The 22475-nt window shown below is 40.3% G+C and carries 21 protein-coding genes; 1 reads left to right on the top strand and 20 read right to left on the bottom strand.

What is annotated here, in order from left to right:
• Positions 1 to 78 precede the first annotated feature (78 nt).
• The 19 genes from JK635_RS10225 to JK635_RS10135 form a co-directional block, all read right to left on the bottom strand.
• The gene (locus JK635_RS10225) at positions 79 to 783 is read right to left on the bottom strand and encodes a DUF881 domain-containing protein (RefSeq protein ID WP_202653846.1); all 705 of its coding nucleotides are present in this window, start codon (positions 781 to 783) and stop codon (positions 79 to 81) included.
• On the bottom strand, positions 776 to 1549 hold the full coding sequence (locus JK635_RS10220; RefSeq protein ID WP_202653845.1) for a cell division protein FtsQ/DivIB: 774 nt from the start codon (positions 1547 to 1549) through the stop codon (positions 776 to 778). Before JK635_RS10220 ends, JK635_RS10225 begins: the two co-directional genes overlap by 8 nt.
• 193 nt (positions 1550 to 1742) lie before the next feature.
• Positions 1743 to 2651: a UDP-N-acetylmuramate dehydrogenase gene (gene murB / locus JK635_RS10215; RefSeq protein WP_202653844.1), complete on the bottom strand. Its 909-nt coding sequence runs from the start codon at positions 2649 to 2651 to the stop codon at positions 1743 to 1745.
• Between the two features lie 62 nt (positions 2652 to 2713).
• Complete coding sequence (murG, locus tag JK635_RS10210; RefSeq protein WP_202653843.1) at positions 2714 to 3817, bottom strand: undecaprenyldiphospho-muramoylpentapeptide beta-N-acetylglucosaminyltransferase; 1104 nt, start codon at positions 3815 to 3817, stop codon at positions 2714 to 2716.
• Between the two features lie 267 nt (positions 3818 to 4084).
• Positions 4085 to 5185, bottom strand: a complete 1101-nt coding sequence (gene spoVE / locus JK635_RS10205) for a stage V sporulation protein E (RefSeq protein ID WP_202653842.1) — start codon at positions 5183 to 5185, stop codon at positions 4085 to 4087.
• 71 nt (positions 5186 to 5256) lie between these two features.
• Positions 5257 to 6597 (bottom strand): UDP-N-acetylmuramoyl-L-alanine--D-glutamate ligase, encoded by a 1341-nt coding sequence (gene murD / locus JK635_RS10200; protein ID WP_202653841.1) that lies wholly within the window; start codon positions 6595 to 6597, stop codon positions 5257 to 5259.
• A complete protein-coding gene (mraY, locus tag JK635_RS10195) occupies positions 6598 to 7572 on the bottom strand; it encodes a phospho-N-acetylmuramoyl-pentapeptide-transferase (RefSeq protein ID WP_202653840.1) in 975 nt (324 codons plus the stop codon).
• A gap of 1 nt (position 7573) precedes the next feature.
• Positions 7574 to 8029 carry a hypothetical protein gene (locus JK635_RS10190; RefSeq protein ID WP_202653839.1) on the bottom strand — a complete coding sequence of 152 codons (456 nt, stop codon included), beginning with the start codon at positions 8027 to 8029 and terminating at the stop codon, positions 7574 to 7576.
• Positions 8030 to 8033: 4 nt separating this feature from the next.
• On the bottom strand, positions 8034 to 9494 hold the full coding sequence (locus JK635_RS10185; RefSeq protein WP_202653838.1) for a UDP-N-acetylmuramoyl-L-alanyl-D-glutamate--2,6-diaminopimelate ligase: 1461 nt from the start codon (positions 9492 to 9494) through the stop codon (positions 8034 to 8036).
• A 172-nt stretch (positions 9495 to 9666) separates the two neighbouring features.
• Positions 9667 to 11589: a stage V sporulation protein D gene (locus JK635_RS10180; protein WP_202653837.1), complete on the bottom strand. Its 1923-nt coding sequence runs from the start codon at positions 11587 to 11589 to the stop codon at positions 9667 to 9669.
• Positions 11590 to 11703: 114 nt separating this feature from the next.
• Positions 11704 to 13950, bottom strand: coding sequence for a penicillin-binding protein (locus JK635_RS10175; protein ID WP_202653836.1), 2247 nt, complete (start codon positions 13948 to 13950; stop codon positions 11704 to 11706).
• Complete coding sequence (ftsL, locus tag JK635_RS10170) at positions 13947 to 14303, bottom strand: cell division protein FtsL (RefSeq protein WP_202653835.1); 357 nt, start codon at positions 14301 to 14303, stop codon at positions 13947 to 13949. The genes JK635_RS10175 and ftsL overlap by 4 nt, the downstream gene beginning before the upstream one ends.
• A 23-nt stretch (positions 14304 to 14326) precedes the next feature.
• Positions 14327 to 15259 carry a 16S rRNA (cytosine(1402)-N(4))-methyltransferase RsmH gene (gene rsmH / locus JK635_RS10165; protein WP_202653834.1) on the bottom strand — a complete coding sequence of 311 codons (933 nt, stop codon included), beginning with the start codon at positions 15257 to 15259 and terminating at the stop codon, positions 14327 to 14329.
• A gap of 59 nt (positions 15260 to 15318) precedes the next feature.
• On the bottom strand, positions 15319 to 15750 hold the full coding sequence (gene mraZ / locus JK635_RS10160; protein WP_202653833.1) for a division/cell wall cluster transcriptional repressor MraZ: 432 nt from the start codon (positions 15748 to 15750) through the stop codon (positions 15319 to 15321).
• A gap of 182 nt (positions 15751 to 15932) precedes the next feature.
• Complete coding sequence (bshC, locus tag JK635_RS10155; RefSeq protein WP_202653832.1) at positions 15933 to 17567, bottom strand: bacillithiol biosynthesis cysteine-adding enzyme BshC; 1635 nt, start codon at positions 17565 to 17567, stop codon at positions 15933 to 15935.
• 88 nt (positions 17568 to 17655) lie between these two features.
• Entirely contained in the window at positions 17656 to 18051 is a 396-nt protein-coding gene (locus JK635_RS10150; RefSeq protein ID WP_202653831.1) for a DUF3397 domain-containing protein, read from the bottom strand.
• Entirely contained in the window at positions 18048 to 18953 is a 906-nt protein-coding gene (locus tag JK635_RS10145) for a 2-dehydropantoate 2-reductase (RefSeq protein ID WP_202653830.1), read from the bottom strand. The genes JK635_RS10150 and JK635_RS10145 overlap by 4 nt, the downstream gene beginning before the upstream one ends.
• A gap of 163 nt (positions 18954 to 19116) precedes the next feature.
• Positions 19117 to 19329: an acetyl-CoA carboxylase biotin carboxyl carrier protein subunit gene (locus JK635_RS10140; RefSeq protein WP_202653829.1), complete on the bottom strand. Its 213-nt coding sequence runs from the start codon at positions 19327 to 19329 to the stop codon at positions 19117 to 19119.
• A gap of 129 nt (positions 19330 to 19458) precedes the next feature.
• On the bottom strand, positions 19459 to 20793 hold the full coding sequence (locus tag JK635_RS10135) for an acetyl-CoA carboxylase biotin carboxylase subunit (RefSeq protein ID WP_202653828.1): 1335 nt from the start codon (positions 20791 to 20793) through the stop codon (positions 19459 to 19461).
• Between the two features lie 232 nt (positions 20794 to 21025).
• Here JK635_RS10135 and JK635_RS10130 point away from each other — a divergent pair, with 232 nt between their 5' ends.
• Positions 21026 to 21499: an N-acetyltransferase gene (locus tag JK635_RS10130; protein ID WP_202653827.1), complete on the top strand. Its 474-nt coding sequence runs from the start codon at positions 21026 to 21028 to the stop codon at positions 21497 to 21499.
• Positions 21500 to 21767: 268 nt separating this feature from the next.
• On the opposite strand, the gene JK635_RS10125 is transcribed toward JK635_RS10130, so the two are convergent.
• Complete coding sequence (locus JK635_RS10125) at positions 21768 to 22400, bottom strand: RsfA family transcriptional regulator (protein WP_202653826.1); 633 nt, start codon at positions 22398 to 22400, stop codon at positions 21768 to 21770.
• Positions 22401 to 22475 lie beyond the last annotated feature (75 nt).

Here is a 22475-nt window from a genome sequence, read left to right as displayed (position 1 = left end):
GTCACCTAACCTTCATTGAATAAGAAACAGAGCGCACTAACAGATACCCGTTTGATCGTCTAATATGTGGACAAAGGATTAACTGCCAATGATCGGTCCAAATGTAATGTTATTAGCCTTCTCCAGTTTAAAAACAATATTATCATTTACCAGTTGGTCCTTCACGCCGCCCGTTAAGTTTAAGGAAGAGGACAAAATATCCGGATCGCCGATAGCCGTAATCACAAATGGGGCAGGATGCGGAACACCATCAACTGTAATAACCGGCCCATTACAGACGATATAAGAATGACTTGTCAGCCTCTGTCCATTAATTCCCACCGCCGCTGCTCCCGATATGTATAGTTCATTGATCACTTTAAATACATGATGTTCATGCACCAAATAGTTGTTAACATTCCCTTCCTTTGGATCATAGGCTCCATCAGCCAGAGTAACTTTTATCCCATTTCCTTTTACCTTTACTTTTCCAATGTATAACCGGTATTTTTCAGCATCCTCAGCCAAGTTTGCAAAAACTTTCGCCTCTTTGGCAAACTCCTTTTCATATTTTTGAACTTTCGCTTGCTTTTGGTTTAACTCTTTTTGCAGCTTGCGATTTGTCTTTTCTTGTTCAATTAATTGATTTCGAAGTGCCAAAGTTTGCTTATATTGCCGGTCAGTCATTTTTGGTTTTGTATTTTGCAATTGGGTCAGATGGTAGGAAAAAGCAATGATAAACCCAAGAACCAGGCTTACAAGGGACAAAATAACATGATTGCCCTTTACCTTTATCCTATTCACCTTTTTTTTCCTCCATTTCGGTATCAAACGACTTGAAGTATGAACCTACTTCCAAGTCAATAATTCCTTTTTTATTCATATCCAATTGACTGATAATGGAAGGGTAATGAGCCATTTTTTGTGAAAAGCTTCTTAACGTGGCGCTTACCTCGAAACCATCATTCATGTATAAGGAAATATGGTAAGGGTCTGTTTTTGTAGGAGTATAATGGATTTCGGAAATAGAATTGACAATTTCCTTAGGAAGAGTTTCCAAACTTTTTATCATTTCATTTAGGGCAGCACCTTCATTAAAATCGAAAAGAATCGGAGAATTGGTCGGAATAATTTCCGTTTTTTTGTCTTTAAGGACCTTACCGTTTTCCATGACAGGAAAATAATATTGTTCTTGTTTCAAGTAAGCAGTTCTCTTATATTCCTCTACCGTAATAATAATGGTGTTTGGCCAATGAATCGTAATTTCTGTTTTTTTAATTTCGGACAACTTCGCCAGTTTTTCAGCAATAACCTGCTGTTTAACATTCCAAATATTCGTTCTATTTGATAAGCTGCTGTTTTGAATGATCTCCTTATCGGAATATACTTCATTCCCTTTGACAAGAATTGATTTAACGCGGCTCAAAGGTGATTGTGTGTAGGCGATGATCACAATCATGACAAAAAACAATAGTAATAGGATCACGAGCCGTCTATTCGCCTTACGCCGCCTTTGTTCCTTTAGTTTGGGTATTCGGTCTTCAAGTGCAACGATTTTACCTTTGTCCATTTATATTCCTCCACCCTAAAAGTGGTTGCACATTTTCTTGTAAAAAAGCTTGTCCAAAATGATAAATAAAGCTGTTCTAAAAAGAGAAAACAACGGCACGATAGATCATGCCGCCAGCTATTTTTTCAGAATACGACCATTAATAATATCAGTTATTATAACACAAAATTGGTAATCCGCGGGACTATTTCTTTTACTTTCTCCCTATTATTTCGACCTCAGTTTCCATTTTTATTTGATATCTACTGTATATCGTATCTTTAACATATTGAATCAGCGCTAGAACATCATCCGCGGTAGCATTACCGGCATTAACGATAAAATTACCGTGCATCTCAGAAATTTCTGCTCCGCCGATTCTGTACCCTTTTAACCCAGCCTCCTCAATTAACTTTCCTGCATAATTTGGCAGCGGATTACGAAAAATACTTCCGGCACATGGATAGTTCCATGGCTGGGTAACTTTCCGATAATCTTTATTTTTTTGCATAATGGAAACAATTTCCTTTCGCTCGCCAGCTGAAAGTTGAAACACAGCTTCAACCACAATACCAGGACGTTTCTTCTGCAGGATAGACGTTCTGTAGGAGAACTCCATTTCTTCATTGCTAAGCCATTCCATTGAGCCATCATTGAATAAAATGTGAGCTTTTGTTAGGACTTTACTAATATCCGATCCATGCGCACCTGCATTCATATAAACAGCCCCGCCTACCGATCCAGGAATACCGCTGGCAAATTCTAATCCCGACAGTCCCTTCCGACTAATTAACGTGGATAAACTGACAAGCGAGTGACCCCCGCCAACCGTAATTTCAGTGTCGTTTATCTCTAAATGGTCCAAACCGTGACCAAGTTTAATGACCACCCCTTCTATCCCTTTATCGGAAACTAAAAGATTAGAGCCCCGGCCAATGGCGCGCCATTTTAGATGATATTTTTTAATAACATTCATTACTTTTTTTAGTTCATCAATCGAAGCTGGTTCAATAAACAAGTCTGCCGGGCCACCAATTTTTATCGTGGTATGGCTGGCTAGTAGTTCATTTTCTTTTACTTTTCCAATATTTAAAGCCTGTAACTCAGCGATAATTTCGTTCATATATATCACCCTAACTTTCCATCCATTCGTATAATTTAATTTATGCAAGAAATGAAATTGGGCTACTTTTTATTTTCTTTTATCAGTTGTTCCATCACTTTATATAACCTTGAGGCAGCATCAGGAACACCCATTTTTTTAGACTTTTGCTTCATTTCCTCAATTGTTTGTTGATTTAGTAATATCTTCTCAATATGTCCAACCAGTGTATTACTGGTTAACTCTTTTTCCAGCAATAATTGCGCTGCTCCATGATCACTGAGGGAGCGGGCATTTTTCTCCTGATGGTTATTCGTTACATATGGACTGGGAATTAAGATGCTGGGAATTCCAAGTGAAGTTATTTCGGCAAGTGTTGTGGCCCCGGCCCGGGAGACAACTAAATCCATGCCCGCGAGCACCTCAGGCATATTATGAATAAATGGCTTAATTACGACATTATTCGGATTGCCCACAAGCTCAGCTTCCTTTTTAACATCCTCATAGTGGACGTCACCGGTTACATAAAGTACCTGGTACGCTTTATTCGCAAATTCTGGCAGCGCCTTGACAACTGCCTCATTAATCGGCCTGGCACCGCGGCTGCCGCCAAAAATTAACACTGCTGGTTTTGTTATACTTAATCCGGCAGATAACCGTCCTTTCATTCCATCTTTTCCTGTAACTTCAGAAGCACGGGGATTTCCGGTGAAAACCGTTTTTTCGCTTGGAAAAAACTCCTTTGCCTCCTCAAAGCAAATCGCAATCTTATTTACATAACGGCTTAAGAACTTATTTGTAAGACCGGGAACACTGTTTTGCTCATGGATAACCGTCGGAATTCGCCGCTTGGCTGCAGCATATACTACAGGTCCGCAAACATAACCGCCGGTTCCGATCACAATGTCCGGATTAAAATCCTTCAGCATTTTTTTACTGTCTTGAACTCCTTTTAAAAATCGAAAGACTGTCTTAACATTCTCAAAGGAGAGCTTTCGTTTGAAACCGGTAATATGAATTGACTTAAACGGAATATTCTCACGTGGTACAAGCTTACTTTCCAGTCCATTCTGCGTACCTATATATAGAAACTCTACATTTTTATTTACCTTTTGAATTTCCCTGATTAATGCGAGTGCAGGATAAATATGTCCACCAGTTCCCCCACCGCTGACAACGATCTTCATTTCCTCACCTCAAAAACTATATGGCGCATTACACCACTATTCTAAACACATTCTACTATAAAAAGAATTGAAAAAAAGCCTATGAAAAAATAATGTTACTCATTTTTAATGAAAAACATCTAAATGTCCCTTTTTTCATAAAGAAAACTCGCCGATTGGCGAGCCTTAAAGGGCGAAGACAGAGGCGTAGTTGCACTTATGCCTAATAGGAAAGTTTTTATACTTTCCTATCGGCTAAAAAGAACCCTGCCAATAACAGGGTATTCTTCAATATCTGGAATAACGGCTAATATTCAAGAGAACGCCGATGGCCATTAACATTAATGTCAACGATGACCCTCCATAGCTTAAAAATGGCAGGGTAATCCCGGTAACCGGCATCAGGCCGGTAACAACACCAATGTTTATCATCACTTGAATGGCAACCATGGCAATAATCCCCACCGCAAGAAAGCTGCCATATAAATCAGGAGCACCTAAGGCGATGCGAATCCCCCGCCATAAAAGCAGGGCAAATAACAGGATGATAAACGATCCCCCGATGAAGCCTAATTCTTCAGAAAGAATCGCAAAGATAAAATCCGTTTGTGGTTCCGGCAAATAAAAAAACTTTTGCCTGCTCTCGCCGAGACCTAGACCAAACAAACCACCCGGACCAATCGCATAAAGTGATTGAATAATTTGAAAGCCGCTGTCCTGCGGGTCTGACCACGGATCGAGAAACGAGGTAATTCGTTTGATCCGATAAGGAGCCGACACAATGAGAGCAACAAAACCGGCCACTCCCAATAATCCCAAAAATGCGAAGTGGCTAATCCTGGCACCAGCAATAAAAATCATCACTACACATGTTCCGATCATGACCGTGCCGGTACCCAAATCCGGTTGCAGCATAATCATGGCGAATGCAAGAAAAGCAATTCCCAGAGAAGGTACGAGGCCGTTCTTAAACGAGGTAATCTGCTTTTGCCGTTCAGACAGAAATTTGGCAAGAAAAGCAATCATCGCCAGCTTCATGAATTCTGAAGGCTGAATCGAAAAAGCACCGACCCCAATCCAACTTCGCGAGCCATTTCGCACATTGCCAATTCCGGGAATAAGCACCAAAATCAACAACACGAAACAAACAATTAAAATCGCCTTTGCCCATGTTCGCCATGTCCAGTAGTTAATATTCATGATAAAAAACATCGCCAGTACACCAATAACAGCAAAAAGGGTCTGCCTTTTGGCAAAGAAAAAGGAGTCATGAAACTTATATTCGGCCCAAATTGCGCTTGCGCTGTACACCATAATAAGACCTATGGCCAGCAGTGTAAAGGTTACAAGTATTAAAATAAAGTCGGGAGCTGTTCTCTTTGTCGGCACACTATACACCTCTACTAACAAGTTTATCAGGCTAGCGCACCACCATTGTGAACAGAAAGTGGGCCAAGCCCTTACTTAAGCTTATGCACCGCTTCAATAAAAATGTCTCCCCGGACTTCAAAAGTTTTATATTGATCCCAGCTGGCGCAGGCAGGAGATAACAAAATGACATCACCTGGCTCCGAGTAGGCGAACGCCACAGGTACTGCCTTATCAACATTATCGACACGCTCTATTTTTTTTATTCCGGCCAATTTCCCAACCCGTTCCAGCTTAGGGGCAGTCTGCCCAAAGGTTATCAGTACTTTAACATCTTGCAAATAAGGGATCAGGTCATCAAATTCATTACCGCGGTCAAGACCCCCTGCAAGCAGGATCACCGGAGTGTCAAAAGCGGTAAGAGCATTGATGGTAGCAATCATATTCGTTGCCTTTGAGTCATTATAAAATTTTCTACCTGCTCGTTCGGCGACAAATTGCAGGCGGTGTTTCACCCCTGTAAATGACTTAAGCACTTGTGAAATGGCACTATTCTCTACACCTGAAAGTTTTGCAGCAGCGACAGCACATAAAATATTTTCAATATTTGTTGCTACCTTTTCAACCGCGACCACTTTTTCTCCGCGAAACCAGACCCATCCTTCACGTATATAGGCACCATTGTCGACAATCTTCTTTGTCGAAAAAGGAATAATTTGTGCTTTTGATTGACGGGCAATTTCGATCGTTTCATTTTGGTCCGCATTGACAATTAAATATTCATCTTCTGTCTGATTTTTAGTAATATTTGCTTTTGCCTTTATATAAGCTTCTTTGCTTCCGTGATAATCAAGGTGGGCATCATAAATATTTGTGATCACGGCGATTTTCGGATTAAAGGCAGCAACCCCCATCAATTGGAAGGATGATAATTCAATGACAATGGTATTTTCCCTTGTTGCTTCTTCGGCAACACCAGAAGCAACTGTGCCGATATTACCGGCAATTAATGGCTTTTTATTTCCGGCTTTCAACATCTCAAAAATTAACGTTGTCGTTGTTGTTTTTCCATTTGTGCCGGTTATTCCGATAAACGGCGCTTCGGATATTTGAAAGCTGAGCTCCACTTCCGTAATCACCGGAATCCCCTTATCCAAAGCGGTTTGGATCATTGGGTTTTCATAGGGAATTCCAGGATTTTTAACAATCAGCTCAAACCCTTCGTCGAGCAGCTCGACTGGGTGTTCTCCGCAAATCACCTTAATGCCTTGCTCCAGCAGCCCTTGAGCCTCGGGATTTTCCGAAAAAGGCTTTTTATCATTTACCGTAACAAAAGCGCCAAGCCTATGTAATAAAGCGGCAGCTGTTACGCCGCTTTTTGCTAAACCTAATACGAGAATTTTTTTATGATGATACGTCTTAATCTGCTTCAATTACAACCACACCTCGATATAGATTCCTAAAATAGCAAGGATTAATCCAACTGACCAAAAAGTAACCACAACTCTCCATTCCGACCAGCCGACAAGTTCATAATGATGATGCAACGGGCTCATTCGGAAAATACGCTTGCCAGTCATTTTAAACGAGGCAACTTGGAGAATAACGGACAGTGTTTCAATGACAAACACACCGCCAATAATAATGAGTAACAGTTCGAGCTTCGTTAAAATGGCAATCCCTGCAATTGCCCCTCCGAGCGCAAGCGATCCGGTATCGCCCATAAACACCTTTGCCGGATGTGCATTGAAAACCAAAAAACCAAGGACAGCACCAACAACAGCAACAGAAAAAATCGCAATATCCATTTGGAGCTGACTCCAGGCGAGGACGGCAAATGCCCCAAAAGCAATCGCCGCGGTGCCTGACACCAAACCATCAAGTCCATCGGTTAAATTAACAGCGTTGGAAAAGCCAACTAACCAAAAAACGATGAAAAAGACGAAAAACCAGCCTAAATCAATACTTGAATCAGTAAAAGGAATGCTGATTTCCGTTGAAAACCCTTTTTGGATATAAACTAGATAAAAGATGACCGAAATAATAATTTGTCCTAAAAGTTTTTGCTTTGAGGTCAACCCTAAGTTACGCTTCATCACGACCTTGATAAAATCATCCAAAAATCCTAATAATCCAAATCCGAGCGTTACGAATAGCAGCAAATATGTTTTTACGGTTGGTTCCGAAAACTTTCCAGTCATCACAATCGTTGTGATCACAATCGAAAATAAGATCATGATTCCACCCATTGTAGGCGTACCTGATTTTTTTTGATGCGATTTTGGTCCTTCTTCACGAATGCTTTGTCCAAATTTTAATCTTCGAAGGAAGGGAATAAAAATCGGAGAAAGCAATACCGTAATGAGAAAAGCCATGATGATCGTGAAAATAATAACTTGCTCCAGCATTTTATCCCCTCCTTTCCGAATTTTGGGCTTGAACTTTGGCAATTTTATTTAACATTACAGCAATATCATATGTCTTATTATTTTTATTAAGAAGTTTTTTGTTGATAAATTTAAAGTTTGTTCGTTCCATTTTATTATCTATTTCCCCGTTTAAATTCTCTATATAGCGTAAAAGTATTTTTCTGGTTGCTTCAGCCAAATCCGTGGTAAAAAATACTGGGAATTGATTTGGCGTATAGCGGGGCAAGCTCTTCCCCTGCTCCCAGAGGGCGGCAACAGCCCCATTTTCAATTGCCAATGACAATTCATTTGGCTGATTATTAAGCGGTATCGGTATAAATAAACCCTTTGGCTGGAGAATATTTGCCTGATCACTAACCGTCTGAAACAAAATATTCGTTTCAACCCCATGTTTCTCAGGAAATAAATCCATTAAATCGAGAAGTGCCAAATACATTTTCTTATCTCTCCTCTATTGCTCCCCTGGCAACAAGCCGATCATCAAAGTCATGAACCTCATTGCCAATAATCTGATATGTTTCATGTCCTTTCCCGGCTATTAACACGACATCTCCCGTTTCAGCCTGCTTCACTGCATAGTTGATGGCTTCCTTTCGATCAGGGATGACTAAATAATCCTCGCCTTGTACCCCTGCTTCCATTTCCTTTAAAATGGCCATCGGGTCTTCACTTCTGGGATTATCAGAAGTGAAGATTGGATTGGTTGCATACCTGCAAGCTATTTGCGCCATTAATGGACGTTTCGTTCGGTCCCTGTCGCCGCCGCAGCCAACAACAACAAATACTTTTTTCTTGGCAAAATGCTCTATTGTTTTTAACACATTCTCAAGGCTGTCAGGTGTGTGGGCATAATCGACGATCACGGTAAAATCCTGGCCGGCCTTCACAAGTTCGAATCGTCCTGCAACACCATTGACTTTTTCAATCGAAGCAATCGCCTCAAGGACAGGTATTCCGGAAACAAGTGCAGCGGAGATAGCTGCCAAAACATTGTAGACACTAAATTTCCCCAGCAGCTGCAGATGTACAGGGTATTTATCCTTTCCGACGAGTAAATCAAAGCCTGTTCCTGTTGTCGTCATTTCGATATTAACAGCCTGAATATCGGCCGGATGATCAATTCCATATGTATATACATGGGCAGCGGTGGATTTTTTAAACAGCTCTGAAGCCGGGTCATCGGCATTTAAAATGGCAAATTTGGGCTTTTTTAAGTTAAACGAATTTCCTAGCTGGGAAAATAACAAGCTTTTGGCCCGTTTGTATTCTTCCATCGTTTTATGATAATCAAGGTGGTCTTGGGTTAAATTGGTAAAAACAGCAACATCATAATCACAGCGATGTACCCTCCCCAAATCCAAGGCATGGGAAGACACCTCCATAACTGCCATCTCGACACCTTCTTCGACCATTTGCCGGAAGGTTTTTTGCAGCGTCAGACTCTCAGGAGTAGTATTTTTTGTCTCAATTGTTTTATCTGCTATTTTTGTATACATCGTACCAATAAGCCCTGTTTTTTGCCCATGATCGGCAAATATTTTTTCAATTAAATGGCTTGTGGTCGTTTTTCCATTCGTTCCAGTAATTCCGATTAAATGCAGCTGTTGCGTCGGCTGACCGTAAAAGACATCTGCCAGAACCGCGATGGCGCGGAGAGTATCTTTTACAGTAATTACCGGTACAGCAAGCTCAAGCGGCCTTTCCGCAAGTACAGCGACTGCACCGCTTTTTACAGCTGATTCGGCAAAATGATGCCCATCAACGGTATAACCTTTAATACAAACAAATAAGCTTCCCTTTTGTACCTTTCGATGATCGTTTTCAATCGATGTTATTTCCGGATTCTCTTCTGTGAAGGGAACTAAAGGATGTAAATGGGTAAGCAGCTGTTGCAATTTCATTTTTCCTCAAATCCTCTCATGACCTACATTTTGTCAAAAGATTTCAATTTATAACTTCTGACGAAAGTTTCACCTTATTTTACATGAAAAAATCTTTTTTTGCTATTTTGTTTATTGGTGAGTATATAAAAAAAGGAGGGCCTAAATTGTGCCGCCTCCCCCCTTCACCATTTCATTCCTCCGCTTTGCCAAAGTAGAGGCGAATTTTTGCTCCTTGCTTTACTTTTGTCCCCGGCTCTGGAGACTGCCTAACCACAATATCACCCTCGCCACTTGCATCTATTCTTAAATTAACGAGCTGCTGCTGAAGTTCATTCTTCTTTAGTCCAACAAAGTCAGGCAGTTCTATCAAAGGAGTGTTCGGATACTTTATTTCTTTATTAATTTGGCCTTTCCTTGGCTTCACACCCATTGCGTTCAAACTATCCTTCATGATATTACCGACAATTGGTGCACTAATTGTGCCCCCGAACGCTCTTACCCCTTTAGGATTATCAACGGCCACATAGACAACGATTTGTGGATCATCAGCCGGGGCAAAGCCAATAAATGAGACAATAAAGTTATTTTCCAGATATCTTCCGCCTTGTGCCTTTTGCGCTGTACCAGTTTTTCCACCGACCCGATAGGATTCTACAAAGGCGTTACCGCCCGTTCCTTGAGCAACTACACTTTCGAGGGCATGGCGGATTTCCTTGGAAGTTTTTTCAGAGATAACCTTCCTTTTTGCAACCGGAGTATTTCGCATAACGATTTCCCCAGTCACAGGATCAATTAACTCCTTTGCAATAAACGGCTTATATAATGTGCCGCCATTGACGGCTGCGGCAACCGCCGCCACCTGCTGAATCGGCGTTACCGAAACACCCTGTCCAAATGCAGTCGTCGCCAGTTCTACCGGTCCAACCCGATCCATATTAAATAGTATTCCTGTTCCTTCTCCTTGTAAATCAATTCCTGTTTTTTGACCAAAGCCAAAATCTTTAATATATTTAAACAATTTTTCCTTGCCTAATCTTTCTCCTAACTCAACAAACCCCGGGTTACAGGAATTTTCGACAACCTCTAAAAAGCTTTGATCTCCATGGCCGCCTCTTTTCCAGCATTTTAACCTCGCTCCTGCTACTTGAACGGAACCGGAATCATGAAAATGTTCTTTTTCCAGGTTAACTTTGCCCTCCTCCAATGCGGCGGCAAGGGTAATTATTTTAAATGTGGAACCAGGTTCGTAGGTCATCCACACCGGAAGATTGCGGTTATAGACTTCCTGCGGAACACTCTGAAATTTCGCAGGATCAAAAGTTGGCCGGCTTGACATCGCTAATATTTCACCATTATTGGGGTTCATGGCAATGGCAATAATGCCATCTGGATTATAGGTCGCTTCCGCAATATCCAGCTCTCTTTCAATAATTTTTTGAATTTTAGAATCGATGGTCAGCTTTAGATCAAGCCCGTTTGTCGGACGGTCATAATCATCGGCCATATCATTCATTCGTTCCCCTTTTGCATTGGCATAAAATTTAACCGAGCCACGTTTGCCGCTTAACTCTTTATCATAATATTTCTCCAAACCCATTAATCCCTGGTTGTCCACTCCGGCGAACCCAAGAACATGGGAAAGATAGCTGCCATTGGGATAATGGCGCTTTGAGTCTTCGCCGATATAAACACCGTCAAGACTAAGGGCCCTAATCTGTTTAGCCTTTTGATGGGAAATTTTTCTCCCTTCCTTAATCCGAACAATTCTTTCCTGTTGGGTAATCTCTCGGTAAGCCTTCTCTTTGGACATGTTTAGCACCTCGGCTAGCTTTTCAGCTGTGGAAGCCGGATCTTTGATCTGCCTAGGGACAACCCAGACGGTTGGGGCACTAATATTGGTTGCCAATGGGACCCCGTTGCGGTCAATGATTCGTCCACGCTCAGGTTCAAAAGGAATATTTCGGCTCCACGAGTCTTTTGCCCGGTCAGTCAGCATATTGCCAAGATAAAATTGTACATAACCTAAGCGAACATCGATAACTAAAAAAATAAGAACCCCAACAATCAATGCAATTAACAGACGTTTACGGACAGTTACATTGGAAACACGCATATTTTGAACGATCCTCCTTTACAGTATCGTTCATTTATATGCTTGTACTTTTTCCTATAGACCGGAATCAAGAATGACAGCAAAAAAATCCCGCATGTTTCAGCGGGATTTCCATCAATCCTGAATAACTCCATCTTTATTTTCATCTGAGGAATTTGCTTTATTTTTGACAGACTTATTGTCTGCTTGCCACTCTTCTTCAGGAGTCTTTAGGGTAACAATTAAGAAATCCCCTTGATGAACAAGTGCTTTTGGTTTAATATTTTGGGCGGTTACATACCCCTTACCCTTTGTGCTTAGTTTTAAGCCCGTTAATTGGGCTACCTTCATTACATCTCTTAATGACCAATTCGTCATATCCGGGACAGTCAAAGCACCATTTGTTCGAAGGATAACCTTCTCCCCTTCTAAAACAGTGGTTCCCGGCTTTGGAAGCTGACCGGTTACATCCTCACCCTTTCCAAGTACTTCCACTTGATAACCTTCTTCTTTTAAGGTTTTTACCGTTTCTGCTACCGATTTCCCATCAAAATCGGACAGCTTTTTAAAGACTGGCTTTTCAATATTGGATGGCTGAATGTTAAAATATTGCAGGCTATTTTGCATCACCGGATTAAAAATAGCGGAAACCGGAATCGCCCCTTGACCTGCTTCTATGCCCGTTAACCTTGGTTGTTGAACAGCCACATAAACAATTAATTTGGGATCTTCTTTTGGTGCCATTCCTAAAAATGAAAAAATATAATTGTTAGCACCGGATAAATAGCGGCCATTAGGGCCCGGAATATTGGCTGTTCCCGTTTTCCCGGCTACGCTGTAACCGTCGAGTTTATAACGTCCCCCTGTTCCTTTCGGAGAAGTGACAACCGTTTCCAGATAATCCCGAACTGTTTTGGCAGTTTCCGCAGAGATCGGAGTTGAAACAACTTCCGGGGTGGTTTCTTCAACTGTTTTTCGCGTTCTAGGGTCAACAATTTTTTTGACAATATGTGGCTTTACCATTTTTCCATCATTGGCAATCGCGGTTGCTGCCTGTATTTGCTGAATCGCGGTAATCGCCGTCCCTTGCCCATAGGCAGTCGTAATTTTCTCAATTGGATAGGTAAATTGAATTTTCCCAGATGTTTCATCAGGAAGTTCAATACCAGTAGGTTTATCAAAACCAAATTTTGATAGATACTCCCGAAGCCGGTCAAAGCCTAGTTTTTCTTTGGCAATTTTGGCAAATGCGACATTGGAAGACCGCTGGACACCTTCCAAAAAGGTAATGGGTCCCCAGCCTATATAGTTGTGATCATGGATAGGTCGATCCTTACTGGTAACCCGATAGGAACCGGACTGATAGGTTTCATTTGGATTAAATACTTTTTCCTGAACAGCTGCAGCAAGCGTAAAAATTTTCATCGTTGAGCCTGGTTCATAAGATGTTTCAATCGCCTCATTATGCCAGCTTTGATTAATGCCATCCTTTGTTTTTGGATCGAATGTTGGCCGCTGTCCCATCGCTAATATGTCTCCGGTTTTCGGATCGGCCACAATCGCGATAATTTTTTGCGGTTGATATTTGTTAACAACCTTATCCATAGCATCTTCTAAAAATGTCTGTATTTTTTTATCAATCGTTAGATAAATATCTTTTCCGTTTTGTGGCGGAGTTATGGTTTCTTTTTTATCCGGCAGCAGGTACCCCCAGACGTCGCTTTCATAATTCATTTTGCCGTTCTTCCCGGCCAATACCTTATCATATGATTTCTCAATTCCCATTTGGCCAATGGTTTTATAAGTTTTATCTTTTTGTTGAACCTGATCAACATAACCAACCACATGGGAAGCAAACACCCCATTGGGATAGTAGCGTTGCGAATCGCGTTGAAAAATGATTCCTGGCAAATGCAGTTTCTCAATCTTTGTCTTTGTTTCAAAGCTGATATCTTTTCCCGCTTTACCAAATTCAACCTGGAATTGGTTTCTCTTAATCCCATTTGTTAAGATGCGATAAATCTTTGTTTCATTCATCTTGATAACCTTCGCCAATTCTTTGGCTGTTTTTTCCGGATCTTTGACATGTCTTGGCTTTTTCGAATCTGTCGTCATCTTTTTACTTAAGATCGCTACTAATTTATAGGATGAGGTATCTTCAGCCACAATTTCTCCATTGCGGTCAAGGATTTCTCCTCTTGACGCCTGCAAGATTTCACTGTGGCTGTATTTTTGTTGTGCTTTTGCCGCAAGAGGCTGTCCTGCTGCTTCCCCGGTGATTTGAATAGAAAAATATCTGCAAAGTACTACAAAAAAGAGCAGACCGAATATTACAAACAATATCGCTGCTCCAACATTAATATATGGTTGCTTTTTGTTCATTTTTCCGGCACTACCTTGACGTTGTTATTGTTTATTTCAAGACCCATCTTTTTAGCCTCTTTATAAATTCGTTCATATTTACTTAAATTTTTTACTTGAACCTGCAAATCGCCATTAAGTTTTTCCTGTTCATTAATCTTTGCTTCAACTTTTTGGATATCTTGGTTAATCTGATAAATTTGTGTTTGATTGGAGATAATGTGCACAGCCCCAAAACAAACTAATCCGGCAAAGGCGACACCAATAATTTTTTCCCCTGGTGTCAGCCAAGACTTTCTAATTTTTATTTGTCTTTGTTCTTGAACTGTTTGTTCCACCCGTTGCTGTTGAATTTCCCTGGCAAGATTACTCACATATTTCCCCTCCAGATTATTCTTTATAATTTTTCGGCAATCCGCAGCTTTGCCGATCTCGCTCGATTATTTCGTTCCAGCTCTTCCTCGGACGGGAGGATTGGTTTTCTTGTGATTAATTTCAAAATAGGCTTGTATTCATCAGGAATAACAGGAAGGCCTGGAGGCAAATCCGGAGTAGTGCTTGCATGTTTAAAAGCCGCTTTACAAATTTTATCCTCTAGAGAATGAAAAGTAATCACACAAATTCTTCCATTTGGTTTTAAAAGTTCAATGGCTTGATGAAGAGATTGTTCAAATACGGCCAATTCATCATTCACTGCTATTCTCACCGCTTGAAAAATCCGTTTTGCCGGGTGACCGCCTTTCCTTCTGGCAGGCGCAGGAATGGCTTCTTTAATCAATTCGACCAGTTCTCCGGTCGATTCAATCGGTTTTTTCTCTCTAGCTGCTTCAATCCTTCTGGCAATTTGTTTAGAGAATTTTTCCTCACCATAGCGAAAAAAAATGCGAACCAAGTCTTCATATGCCCAATCATTAATAACATCATAAGCTGAAAAGTGTGCGTCTTTGTCCATCCTCATATCTAAGGGCGCATCATGATGGTAACTAAAGCCTCTTTCCGGTGTATCTAATTGCGGTGACGAAACACCGAGGTCATAAAGAATACCATCTACTTTTAAAACTCCTCGGCTTTCGAGTTCTTCCTGCAAATGAATAAAATTGCTCTTAATAATTTCAAATGGATTCCCAACATTCATCAGTTTTTTTCTGGCATGTTCAATTGCGGTTTCATCTTGATCAAAAGCATACAGCTTTCCACCCGCCGTAAGCTTTGAAAGAATCGAGGAGCTATGTCCGGCTCCACCTAATGTACAGTCGACATAAATCCCGTCTGCTTTAATATTAAGTCCATTTACAGCTTCTTCAAGTAACACAGTTGTATGATCGAACATCTTTTGTACCACCTTTTCCAATCAAATCTGTCAGAAAATATATTTCCATAACCTACCCATTAAATATCAAAGCCAATCATATTTTCTGCAATTTCCGCAAAAGACTCTTCAGACTGTGAAAAATAGTCTTCCCAAATCTGTTTGCTCCAAATTTCGATTCGATTGGAAACACCTAAAATCACACATTCCTTGTCCAATTTCGCATATTGCAAAAGTGGTGCAGGGATATTAATTCTTCCCTGTTTATCAAGTTCGCTCTCAGTTGCCCCTGAGAAGAAAAAACGAGTAAAGGCGCGGGCATCTTTTTTCGTAAGAGGTAAAGCTTTTAGCTTTTCTTCAATCAGCTTCCACTCTGATATCGGGTAACCAAACAAACATTGGTCCAAACCTCTCGTGATAATAAACATTTCACCAAGATCATCACGGAATTTGGAGGGCACTATCAGTCTGCCTTTATTATCAATGTTATGATGGTATTCACCCATAAACATACCCACTACCCCCACTTTCTAATAAAAATGTACCACATTCCCCCACTTTCCACCACCCATTTTTTTAACTATTCGCCTTGTATATAAAAAAATCCTCTTTAAAATAATATTTTTTTGAATCTTTGACGGGGACGAGTGTCTTTAAAAAAATAAAAAACCCCACATCAATTGTGGAGTTTTGGCTATAATTTAATGACCTTGTGACTGCCGTCAAAGGTATAGGTTAAGTTCATTAAATCTCTAATAAAAGTTAATCCATATTGATTTAAGTAGGCAAAGATATTCCATACTCTTTCCTGCGGATGTCCGTTCGGTCGCAAGGCTAAGTCAACACGGGAGAATTTTTTCAATATGACATCATGTTTTAATTTAACCGCTTCCTCAAGTTTTGTTTGCATGAAGGTCATTTCCTTAAGTAAAAAAGCTTCATTCTTCTTTAATAGCGGCAGCAGTCCCCGGTTTACTTCAACTGTTTTCGCCTCAATTTCCTTGTACTGCTTTACTAATTGATCCCTTGCAGCCGAAAATAACCCATCAATCTCTTTATCAACAATGGATTCGAGAAATTTGTTTCTGGCATCATCTGTGCCCGACTGAAGCACTGCAGATAGGCTTAAATTTAATTCCGCTAAATCTGTTTCCACCGATCGATCCAAGAAAGTGATATTTAATCTAGGTACAATGGGCGGCATCTTGATTTGAAAATGTTCAAAAACCTGTTTTAATTCTGCCCAATATGATATTTCTCCAGGTCCCCCAATGAAGGCAATGGTTGGAAATAACCACTCCTGCATTAACGGTCTCGTTACCACATTATTACTTAAAACGGAAGGATTACTGCTTGCCAGTTCCACTAAATCCTGTTTTGAAAAAGAAATCGCACCATTTTTCCCCACGAAACGATCGTTATCATGATTATATTCGAGCAATATCCGTTCCTGATGTTTAGTGTCATAATAAAATAGGTTTGCGGCGTGTTCACTGGAATCGATCGTAATCGGAAACCCTTGTTTTTCAATTTCCTGTTGCTGTTTTAATAATGAAGAGGTAATCGCTTCACGATGTTCAATTTGCCTGACGAGAAATTCTTTTTGCAGTTGACGAAAATCCGGATTTCCGGAATCAACGATTAAGAGTCCATCATCCTTAAACAATTCCATGATAATATTGGCAAAGAAGTCAACAAACGTAGTCGATCTATTAAGCTGCTCGATGGCAAATTCTAATAACATATTGGTATAATCTGTTTCCCCGAACATTTCGATCACTTTTTCTACCCAGGAGAGACAAACTTCCTTATCCAACTGAATATCGGACACCATTTTCTTTTGCCAAACTTTTTCCGGATAGGTCCATTTATCGATTTTCTCATTGACCGGTATATAAACGTGATTTACTTCTTGAAAATCATGATCCTCACCAGCAATCCAAAAAACGGGAATAACAGGAACACCCAGTTCTTTTTCCTTTTGTTCTGCCAATTTGATAATGGAAATAATTTTATGTATCGAATAAAGTGGCCCTGTCAAAATTCCCGCCTGTTGTCCGCCTATCACAACGACGCTATTTTGTTGTTTAAGCTTGTCAAGAGAGTTGGTAACAGCCTTTGAAGATGGGTAAGGCTTCATAAACTGTTCAATATGTTGAGCCACCTCGTTCCGCGGAAACGGGCGGTCACTTAATTCAGATAATCTGTTTAGACTTTCATTTGCATCATTATACGAATAATGAAAAAACGGCATAACGCTCGTTGATTGTTGCAAATAATTCGAAGCAAACCGGTTGGTTGCAGGTAAAGAGAGATTCAGGATCTCCATTCATGTACTTCCTTTCTGGTCAACAAATTCATTCTCCATAGAAGTATACCATTTAGCCGCGATTTTAAAAAAAACTTTGCTTCGTTTTTTAGGACGAAAAAGTAAAGAAGAGCGCACGTTCCATTAATCCATAAAGTGTTAATCCAACATACAAAATAAAGAAAAAGAGAAAAGTAAACCTCCAGAACCCCTTCATTACCTTGGTGAAATCAATTTCACCTTTCACCTTCCAGTGGACTACCACAAAAGCCATAGCAGTCACAATCATGACCAAGATGATAAGGACAAAAAATGAATGACCCCAAATCGTTTTAAGTAAAAAATGAACCGAGATGATAAAGAATATGGTTGTTAAATCAAGCGCTTTATGTACAGAATGGCGGGTATTCTTAGAGAATAATTTATAAATGATAAAAATGACAATAAACCCTAAAATCGGGATGAAAAATAGTAATGTAAGAATGGTTGAGAGGATACCAGTCAAGCTACTATCCCTCCCTTATTCGTTTCCTTACCTTTAATGAGTAAATATAGGCTTTGGCACAGTGGAGCTTCTTTTTTCTGTTTTTTGGCTTCCGCTAAAATATAACCTAAAATCGCGTCGATTTCCGTCACTCTATTAGCCTCAATATCTTTTAACATGGAGGACCGGTTGTCAGCCGTTTTCCGACAAATATCCAGTACTTGTTGGAAATATTCCGATTCGTTTTTCAGCGCTAAAATCAACGTTATTTCCTTGAATAGTTTTTCTGCCACCTGATAATAATAGAAATTATCAATAAGTGCGCCGTTATTTACCTCCAGAATGGCGGTTAAGGGGTTTATCACGGCATTAACAATTAGTTTCTTTACTAGCATCTGATTATACTGCTCCTGATATACAAAGGGAAAGTCTTTGGGAGCGGCAGCAATAAACTGCCTTAACGGCTGCAAATCACCTCTAAAAACAGCAACATTGGTAACCCCCATTCCATTATGGCTCACCGTATTGAAATTTTCTCTGGTCGCCCCATGTTCAACGGAACCGACAAATAGATTACCGTTCAAGATTGTCTCGATCTGTTGTAAATGGGCCATTCCATTTTGCAAAAATAAAAGATTTTTTGGTAAAGCTGACCATTGATTTATTTTTGCTAAAATCCCGGCAAGCTGATACTGCTTGACAGTGATAATCGATAAATCCTCTCTGGCTTGCCACTCTCCAAAAGGTAATGCGTTAACAAGATATTCCTTCCTGCCAGCCCCTTTTTTCACTAAAATACCATGTGTATTTATTTCTTTCGCCTGCGCTTTTGTTCTCGTATAAACAGTGACATCAAATTTTCTACTTAAATAGGCAGCAAATAATAAACCAATAGATCCTGCTCCAACCACGCCAACCTTCATTTGGATCCCTCTTTTAATAGCTTGTTATAAACGTATTTTACCAAAATATATCAGTATGTTGAATGGTTCAGGAAAAAATCCCTTGCCAAATTCACTTGACAAGGGATTTCTATTTTCTTTTCGTCTACTTGCGATCCTTCAAAGCCAAGCGCTTGCTTAGCTCCTACACCAATACGATTAAAGTATCTCCTTCATTGACAAAATCACCAATATTCACCTTTAACTCTTTCACTACTCCCTCCGTGCTGCTTTCAATTGGAATTTCCATTTTCATTGATTCCAACATTAACACCTCTTGGCCCGGAAGGACATCATCGCCTGTCTTGACAAAAACCTTCAATACTGTGCCAGCCATTGACGCTGTGATTTCTTTCATTATCTTCCACTCCCCTAGTTCACGAATTTTTTCGTTAAATGAAAACTCGCCGACTGACAAGTCCATATGGACGAAGACAGAGGCGGAGTTGAATTTATGCGACATAGGAGTATAAAATTTGGAAAAATTTTATACTCTCCTATTAGCTAAAAAACTTGTAGTATACTGCCCATTAAGAAAGTCATTATTTGAAAGTACCGCTAGGAATAACGGGGCATTTGTTTTAATCCCTTCTATTTTCAACTTGTGAAAAAAGCCTTCCGCTGCTGCTAATGCTTGTTTTCTTGTCTCACCATAAAAAATACATTTTGCAATCATTGGATCATAAAATGGCGTAACCGTTCCACCTTCCTGGTAACCGAAATCAATCCGGATGCCAGGTCCCTCTTCCCACTTAAAAGTAGTCATTTTACCGGGCGAAGGGAAGAAACGAACCGGATCTTCTGCATAGAGTCGAAATTCTATCGCATGGCCCGCTGAAAAAATCTCCGGCTGTAATAATGGTAAACATTCTCCTCTTGCAGCGAGAATTTGCCATTTAACCAAATCCAGCCCAGTAATCATTTCTGTGACAGGATGCTCTACTTGCAATCTCGTATTCATTTCAAGAAAATAGAAGTTTTCTTGTTCATCTACAATAAATTCAATCGTACCAGCATTTGAGTACTTTACAGCTTGTGCTGCTTTTACTGCTGTATCATACATTCTCCGGCGGACAGAGTCAGAAAGAAATGGGGACGGCGACTCCTCAATGACCTTTTGATGTCTTCTTTGAATAGAACAGTCTCTTTCAAACAGGTGAACAATATTTCCCTGCTGATCACCAAATATCTGAACTTCTATGTGTCTGGCATTAGCGATATATTTTTCGATAAATACCTCATCCGAGCCGAAATAAGTCAGGGCTCTAGATTTCGTTGACGCATATGAATTCTTAAGTGCCTGCTCATTTTCACAAAGAACCATACCGATGCCGCCGCCTCCCCCGCTTGCCTTTAGCATAATCGGATAACCAATGGTTTCGGCTAAGTTTATTGCCTCCTCCATTGATTTTAATCCCTCACCGCTGCCAGGCACTACTGGAACTCCGGCCTGTTCCATCGTTTTTCTGGAAATAATTTTATCACCCATTAATTCAATTGTTGCAGGACTTGGGCCAATAAAAATAAGTCCTGCCTCAATCACTTGTCTTGCAAATGCTGCGTTTTCCGATAAAAAGCCGTAACCCGGATGAATGGCGTCCGCTCCTTCAGCGATGGCAGCTTGCAATATTTTATCAGCTTGTAGATAGGATTTGTTAACTGGCGGTTCACCAATACATACTGCCTTAGTGGCTGCCTTTACGAAGGGCATATCTTTATCGGCTTCAGAGTATACAGCAACCGTTTCTATTCCCATCGCTTGACAAGTCTTGATAATTCGAAGGGCAATTTCTCCCCGATTGGCTATTAGAATTTTCTGCATTCTTTTTCCCCTTTCTTTTCCCCGTTGCTCTTCAGATAATAAATTTCTACACACTCACAATAATTTCCTGCATTTTTTTGAAAACGTTTCCGATGTTCCTAGAGGAAATTTCTGTGCTATTGTTATATAATTAAATTACTCCATTTTGAATAATGTGAACATGATTCACTTCATGGTATTCAACAGAAAGTAAAGATATTCAAACAATACGCGAGGTTACAGGAGGGGTAATATGGGGACAAATGTGGAAAAATTAAAAATTAACTTTAAAACACTGGAAGAATTTAAAAAATTTAAAGAATATGGAATTCAGGAACTTTCAATGCTGGAAGATCTTGAAGCAAATATGATTGACAACGATAATGAATCCCCCTTTTACGGAATCTACTTTGGTGACAAGCTTGTCGCCCGCATGAGTTTATATCAAATCGATGCAAAATTTGATCGTTATTTTTATCCACCACAAAATTATCTGGAATTATGGAAACTTGAGGTCTTACCTGATTATCAGGGAAAAGGTTTCGGCAAACAGCTGGTTGAGTTTGCTAAAAGCTTTGGAATGCCAATCAAGACAAATCCACGAATGCAATCACGAGGTTTCTGGGAAAAGATGGGGTTTGCCAGTGTTGATTATGAAATGGAGCGGGACCGTGGGGAAAATCCGCTTGTCTGGTACCCTGAGGGTGTGGAGGCGCAACATCATTAGAAAAGCGCAAGCGTCTTCGGAACAAGCACAGCTTGTTCCTGCGAAGCTTATTCTCTCAGTAGCTTTCCTTAGTGATCAGCCCCGACAAGCAAATGTTCTTCTACCCTAAAAGTTCGTATTTTGACTTTTTGGGTAGAAGGTTATTTGACCTCGAGGGGCTAGACGCTCCTCGAAAAGCTAACGCTTTCCTTCGTGCGATGTCTATTCTGCCGTAGCATTCCTTGTGGAGCTGGACATAACTAAAAGCGGACTTTTCGTCCGCTTTTGACTATTTTTCGATTCTTTCAAGATTACCGTTTTTGTCCATTTGGAATTTTACCTTCTGTTGCCTGTCATCTTCCTGAAGAACAACCATTTTTCTCGCTCTTTCCATAATTTCTATTAAGGAACGGTAATCCTCTTCAATCGCCTTGAGATTTTTTGTTAGTCTTTCATTTTCAGCAGCCAAATAGTAAGTTTTCTCTTCCAAGTCTTTTATTTTCGCAACAAAATCTTCTCGTTCTCCTGCAACGATCGCTTGTGATTCTGCTTTCCGATGTAATTCTTCTAGGAAATCCATTACCTCCTGAAAGGTTATTGCCGCCTTATTTTGTTCTTCGATTACTGTTGTTAATTCTGGCTTTACCTTTTCATTTTCTGGGCCGGCTTCAGTTTCATTTGCAAAAACTGGCTGTTTCAATCGTTTTCGTTGTTTTTTAGCAAGATCAATAGCTGATTTATATTGCTTTCTCACATAAGAATTCCAGCGAAAGCCACAAGCCGCCGCAGTTCGGGTTAGCTGCTTTCCTACTTCTTCAAAAGCCTGCAGCTGGGTGCCGCCTTCACGGATATGCCTTAAGACAACTTCTGCGAGTAACAAATCCTCGTCTTGGGACCACGCATCTTGTCGGGTTTGAGACATAAGGAATATCCCTCCTAGTAGTGTTTTTATCATACATATGCTCCTACTAGAAAAGATAGACTTAAGGAAAAGTCA

The organism is Neobacillus paridis (assembly GCF_016765675.1).
Lineage (GTDB): Bacteria > Bacillota > Bacilli > Bacillales > Cytobacillaceae > Neobacillus > Neobacillus paridis.
Note: the sequence above shows the minus strand (reverse complement) of the source record. Positions and strands in the feature narration are given on the sequence as shown.

Excerpts from the sequence above, each read along its gene's own strand:
- JK635_RS10220 (WP_202653845.1), bottom strand. The coding sequence starts at position 1,549 with ATGGACAAAGGTAAAATCGTTGCACTTGAAGACCGAATACCCAAACTA.
- murB (WP_202653844.1), bottom strand. The coding sequence starts at position 2,651 with ATGAACGAAATTATCGCTGAGTTACAGGCTTTAAATATTGGAAAAGTA.
- murG (WP_202653843.1), bottom strand. The coding sequence starts at position 3,817 with ATGAAGATCGTTGTCAGCGGTGGGGGAACTGGTGGACATATTTATCCT.
- mraY (WP_202653840.1), bottom strand. The coding sequence starts at position 7,572 with ATGCTGGAGCAAGTTATTATTTTCACGATCATCATGGCTTTTCTCATT.
- JK635_RS10190 (WP_202653839.1), bottom strand. The coding sequence starts at position 8,029 with ATGTATTTGGCACTTCTCGATTTAATGGATTTATTTCCTGAGAAACAT.
- JK635_RS10185 (WP_202653838.1), bottom strand. The coding sequence starts at position 9,494 with ATGAAATTGCAACAGCTGCTTACCCATTTACATCCTTTAGTTCCCTTC.
- JK635_RS10180 (WP_202653837.1), bottom strand. The coding sequence starts at position 11,589 with ATGCGTGTTTCCAATGTAACTGTCCGTAAACGTCTGTTAATTGCATTG.
- JK635_RS10175 (WP_202653836.1), bottom strand. The coding sequence starts at position 13,950 with ATGAACAAAAAGCAACCATATATTAATGTTGGAGCAGCGATATTGTTT.
- rsmH (WP_202653834.1), bottom strand. The coding sequence starts at position 15,259 with ATGTTCGATCATACAACTGTGTTACTTGAAGAAGCTGTAAATGGACTT.
- mraZ (WP_202653833.1), bottom strand. The coding sequence starts at position 15,750 with ATGTTTATGGGTGAATACCATCATAACATTGATAATAAAGGCAGACTG.
- bshC (WP_202653832.1), bottom strand. The coding sequence starts at position 17,567 with ATGGAGATCCTGAATCTCTCTTTACCTGCAACCAACCGGTTTGCTTCG.
- JK635_RS10145 (WP_202653830.1), bottom strand. The coding sequence starts at position 18,953 with ATGAAGGTTGGCGTGGTTGGAGCAGGATCTATTGGTTTATTATTTGCT.
- JK635_RS10140 (WP_202653829.1), bottom strand. The coding sequence starts at position 19,329 with ATGAAAGAAATCACAGCGTCAATGGCTGGCACAGTATTGAAGGTTTTT.
- JK635_RS10135 (WP_202653828.1), bottom strand. The coding sequence starts at position 20,793 with ATGCAGAAAATTCTAATAGCCAATCGGGGAGAAATTGCCCTTCGAATT.
- JK635_RS10130 (WP_202653827.1), top strand. The coding sequence starts at position 21,026 with ATGGGGACAAATGTGGAAAAATTAAAAATTAACTTTAAAACACTGGAA.
- JK635_RS10125 (WP_202653826.1), bottom strand. The coding sequence starts at position 22,400 with ATGTCTCAAACCCGACAAGATGCGTGGTCCCAAGACGAGGATTTGTTA.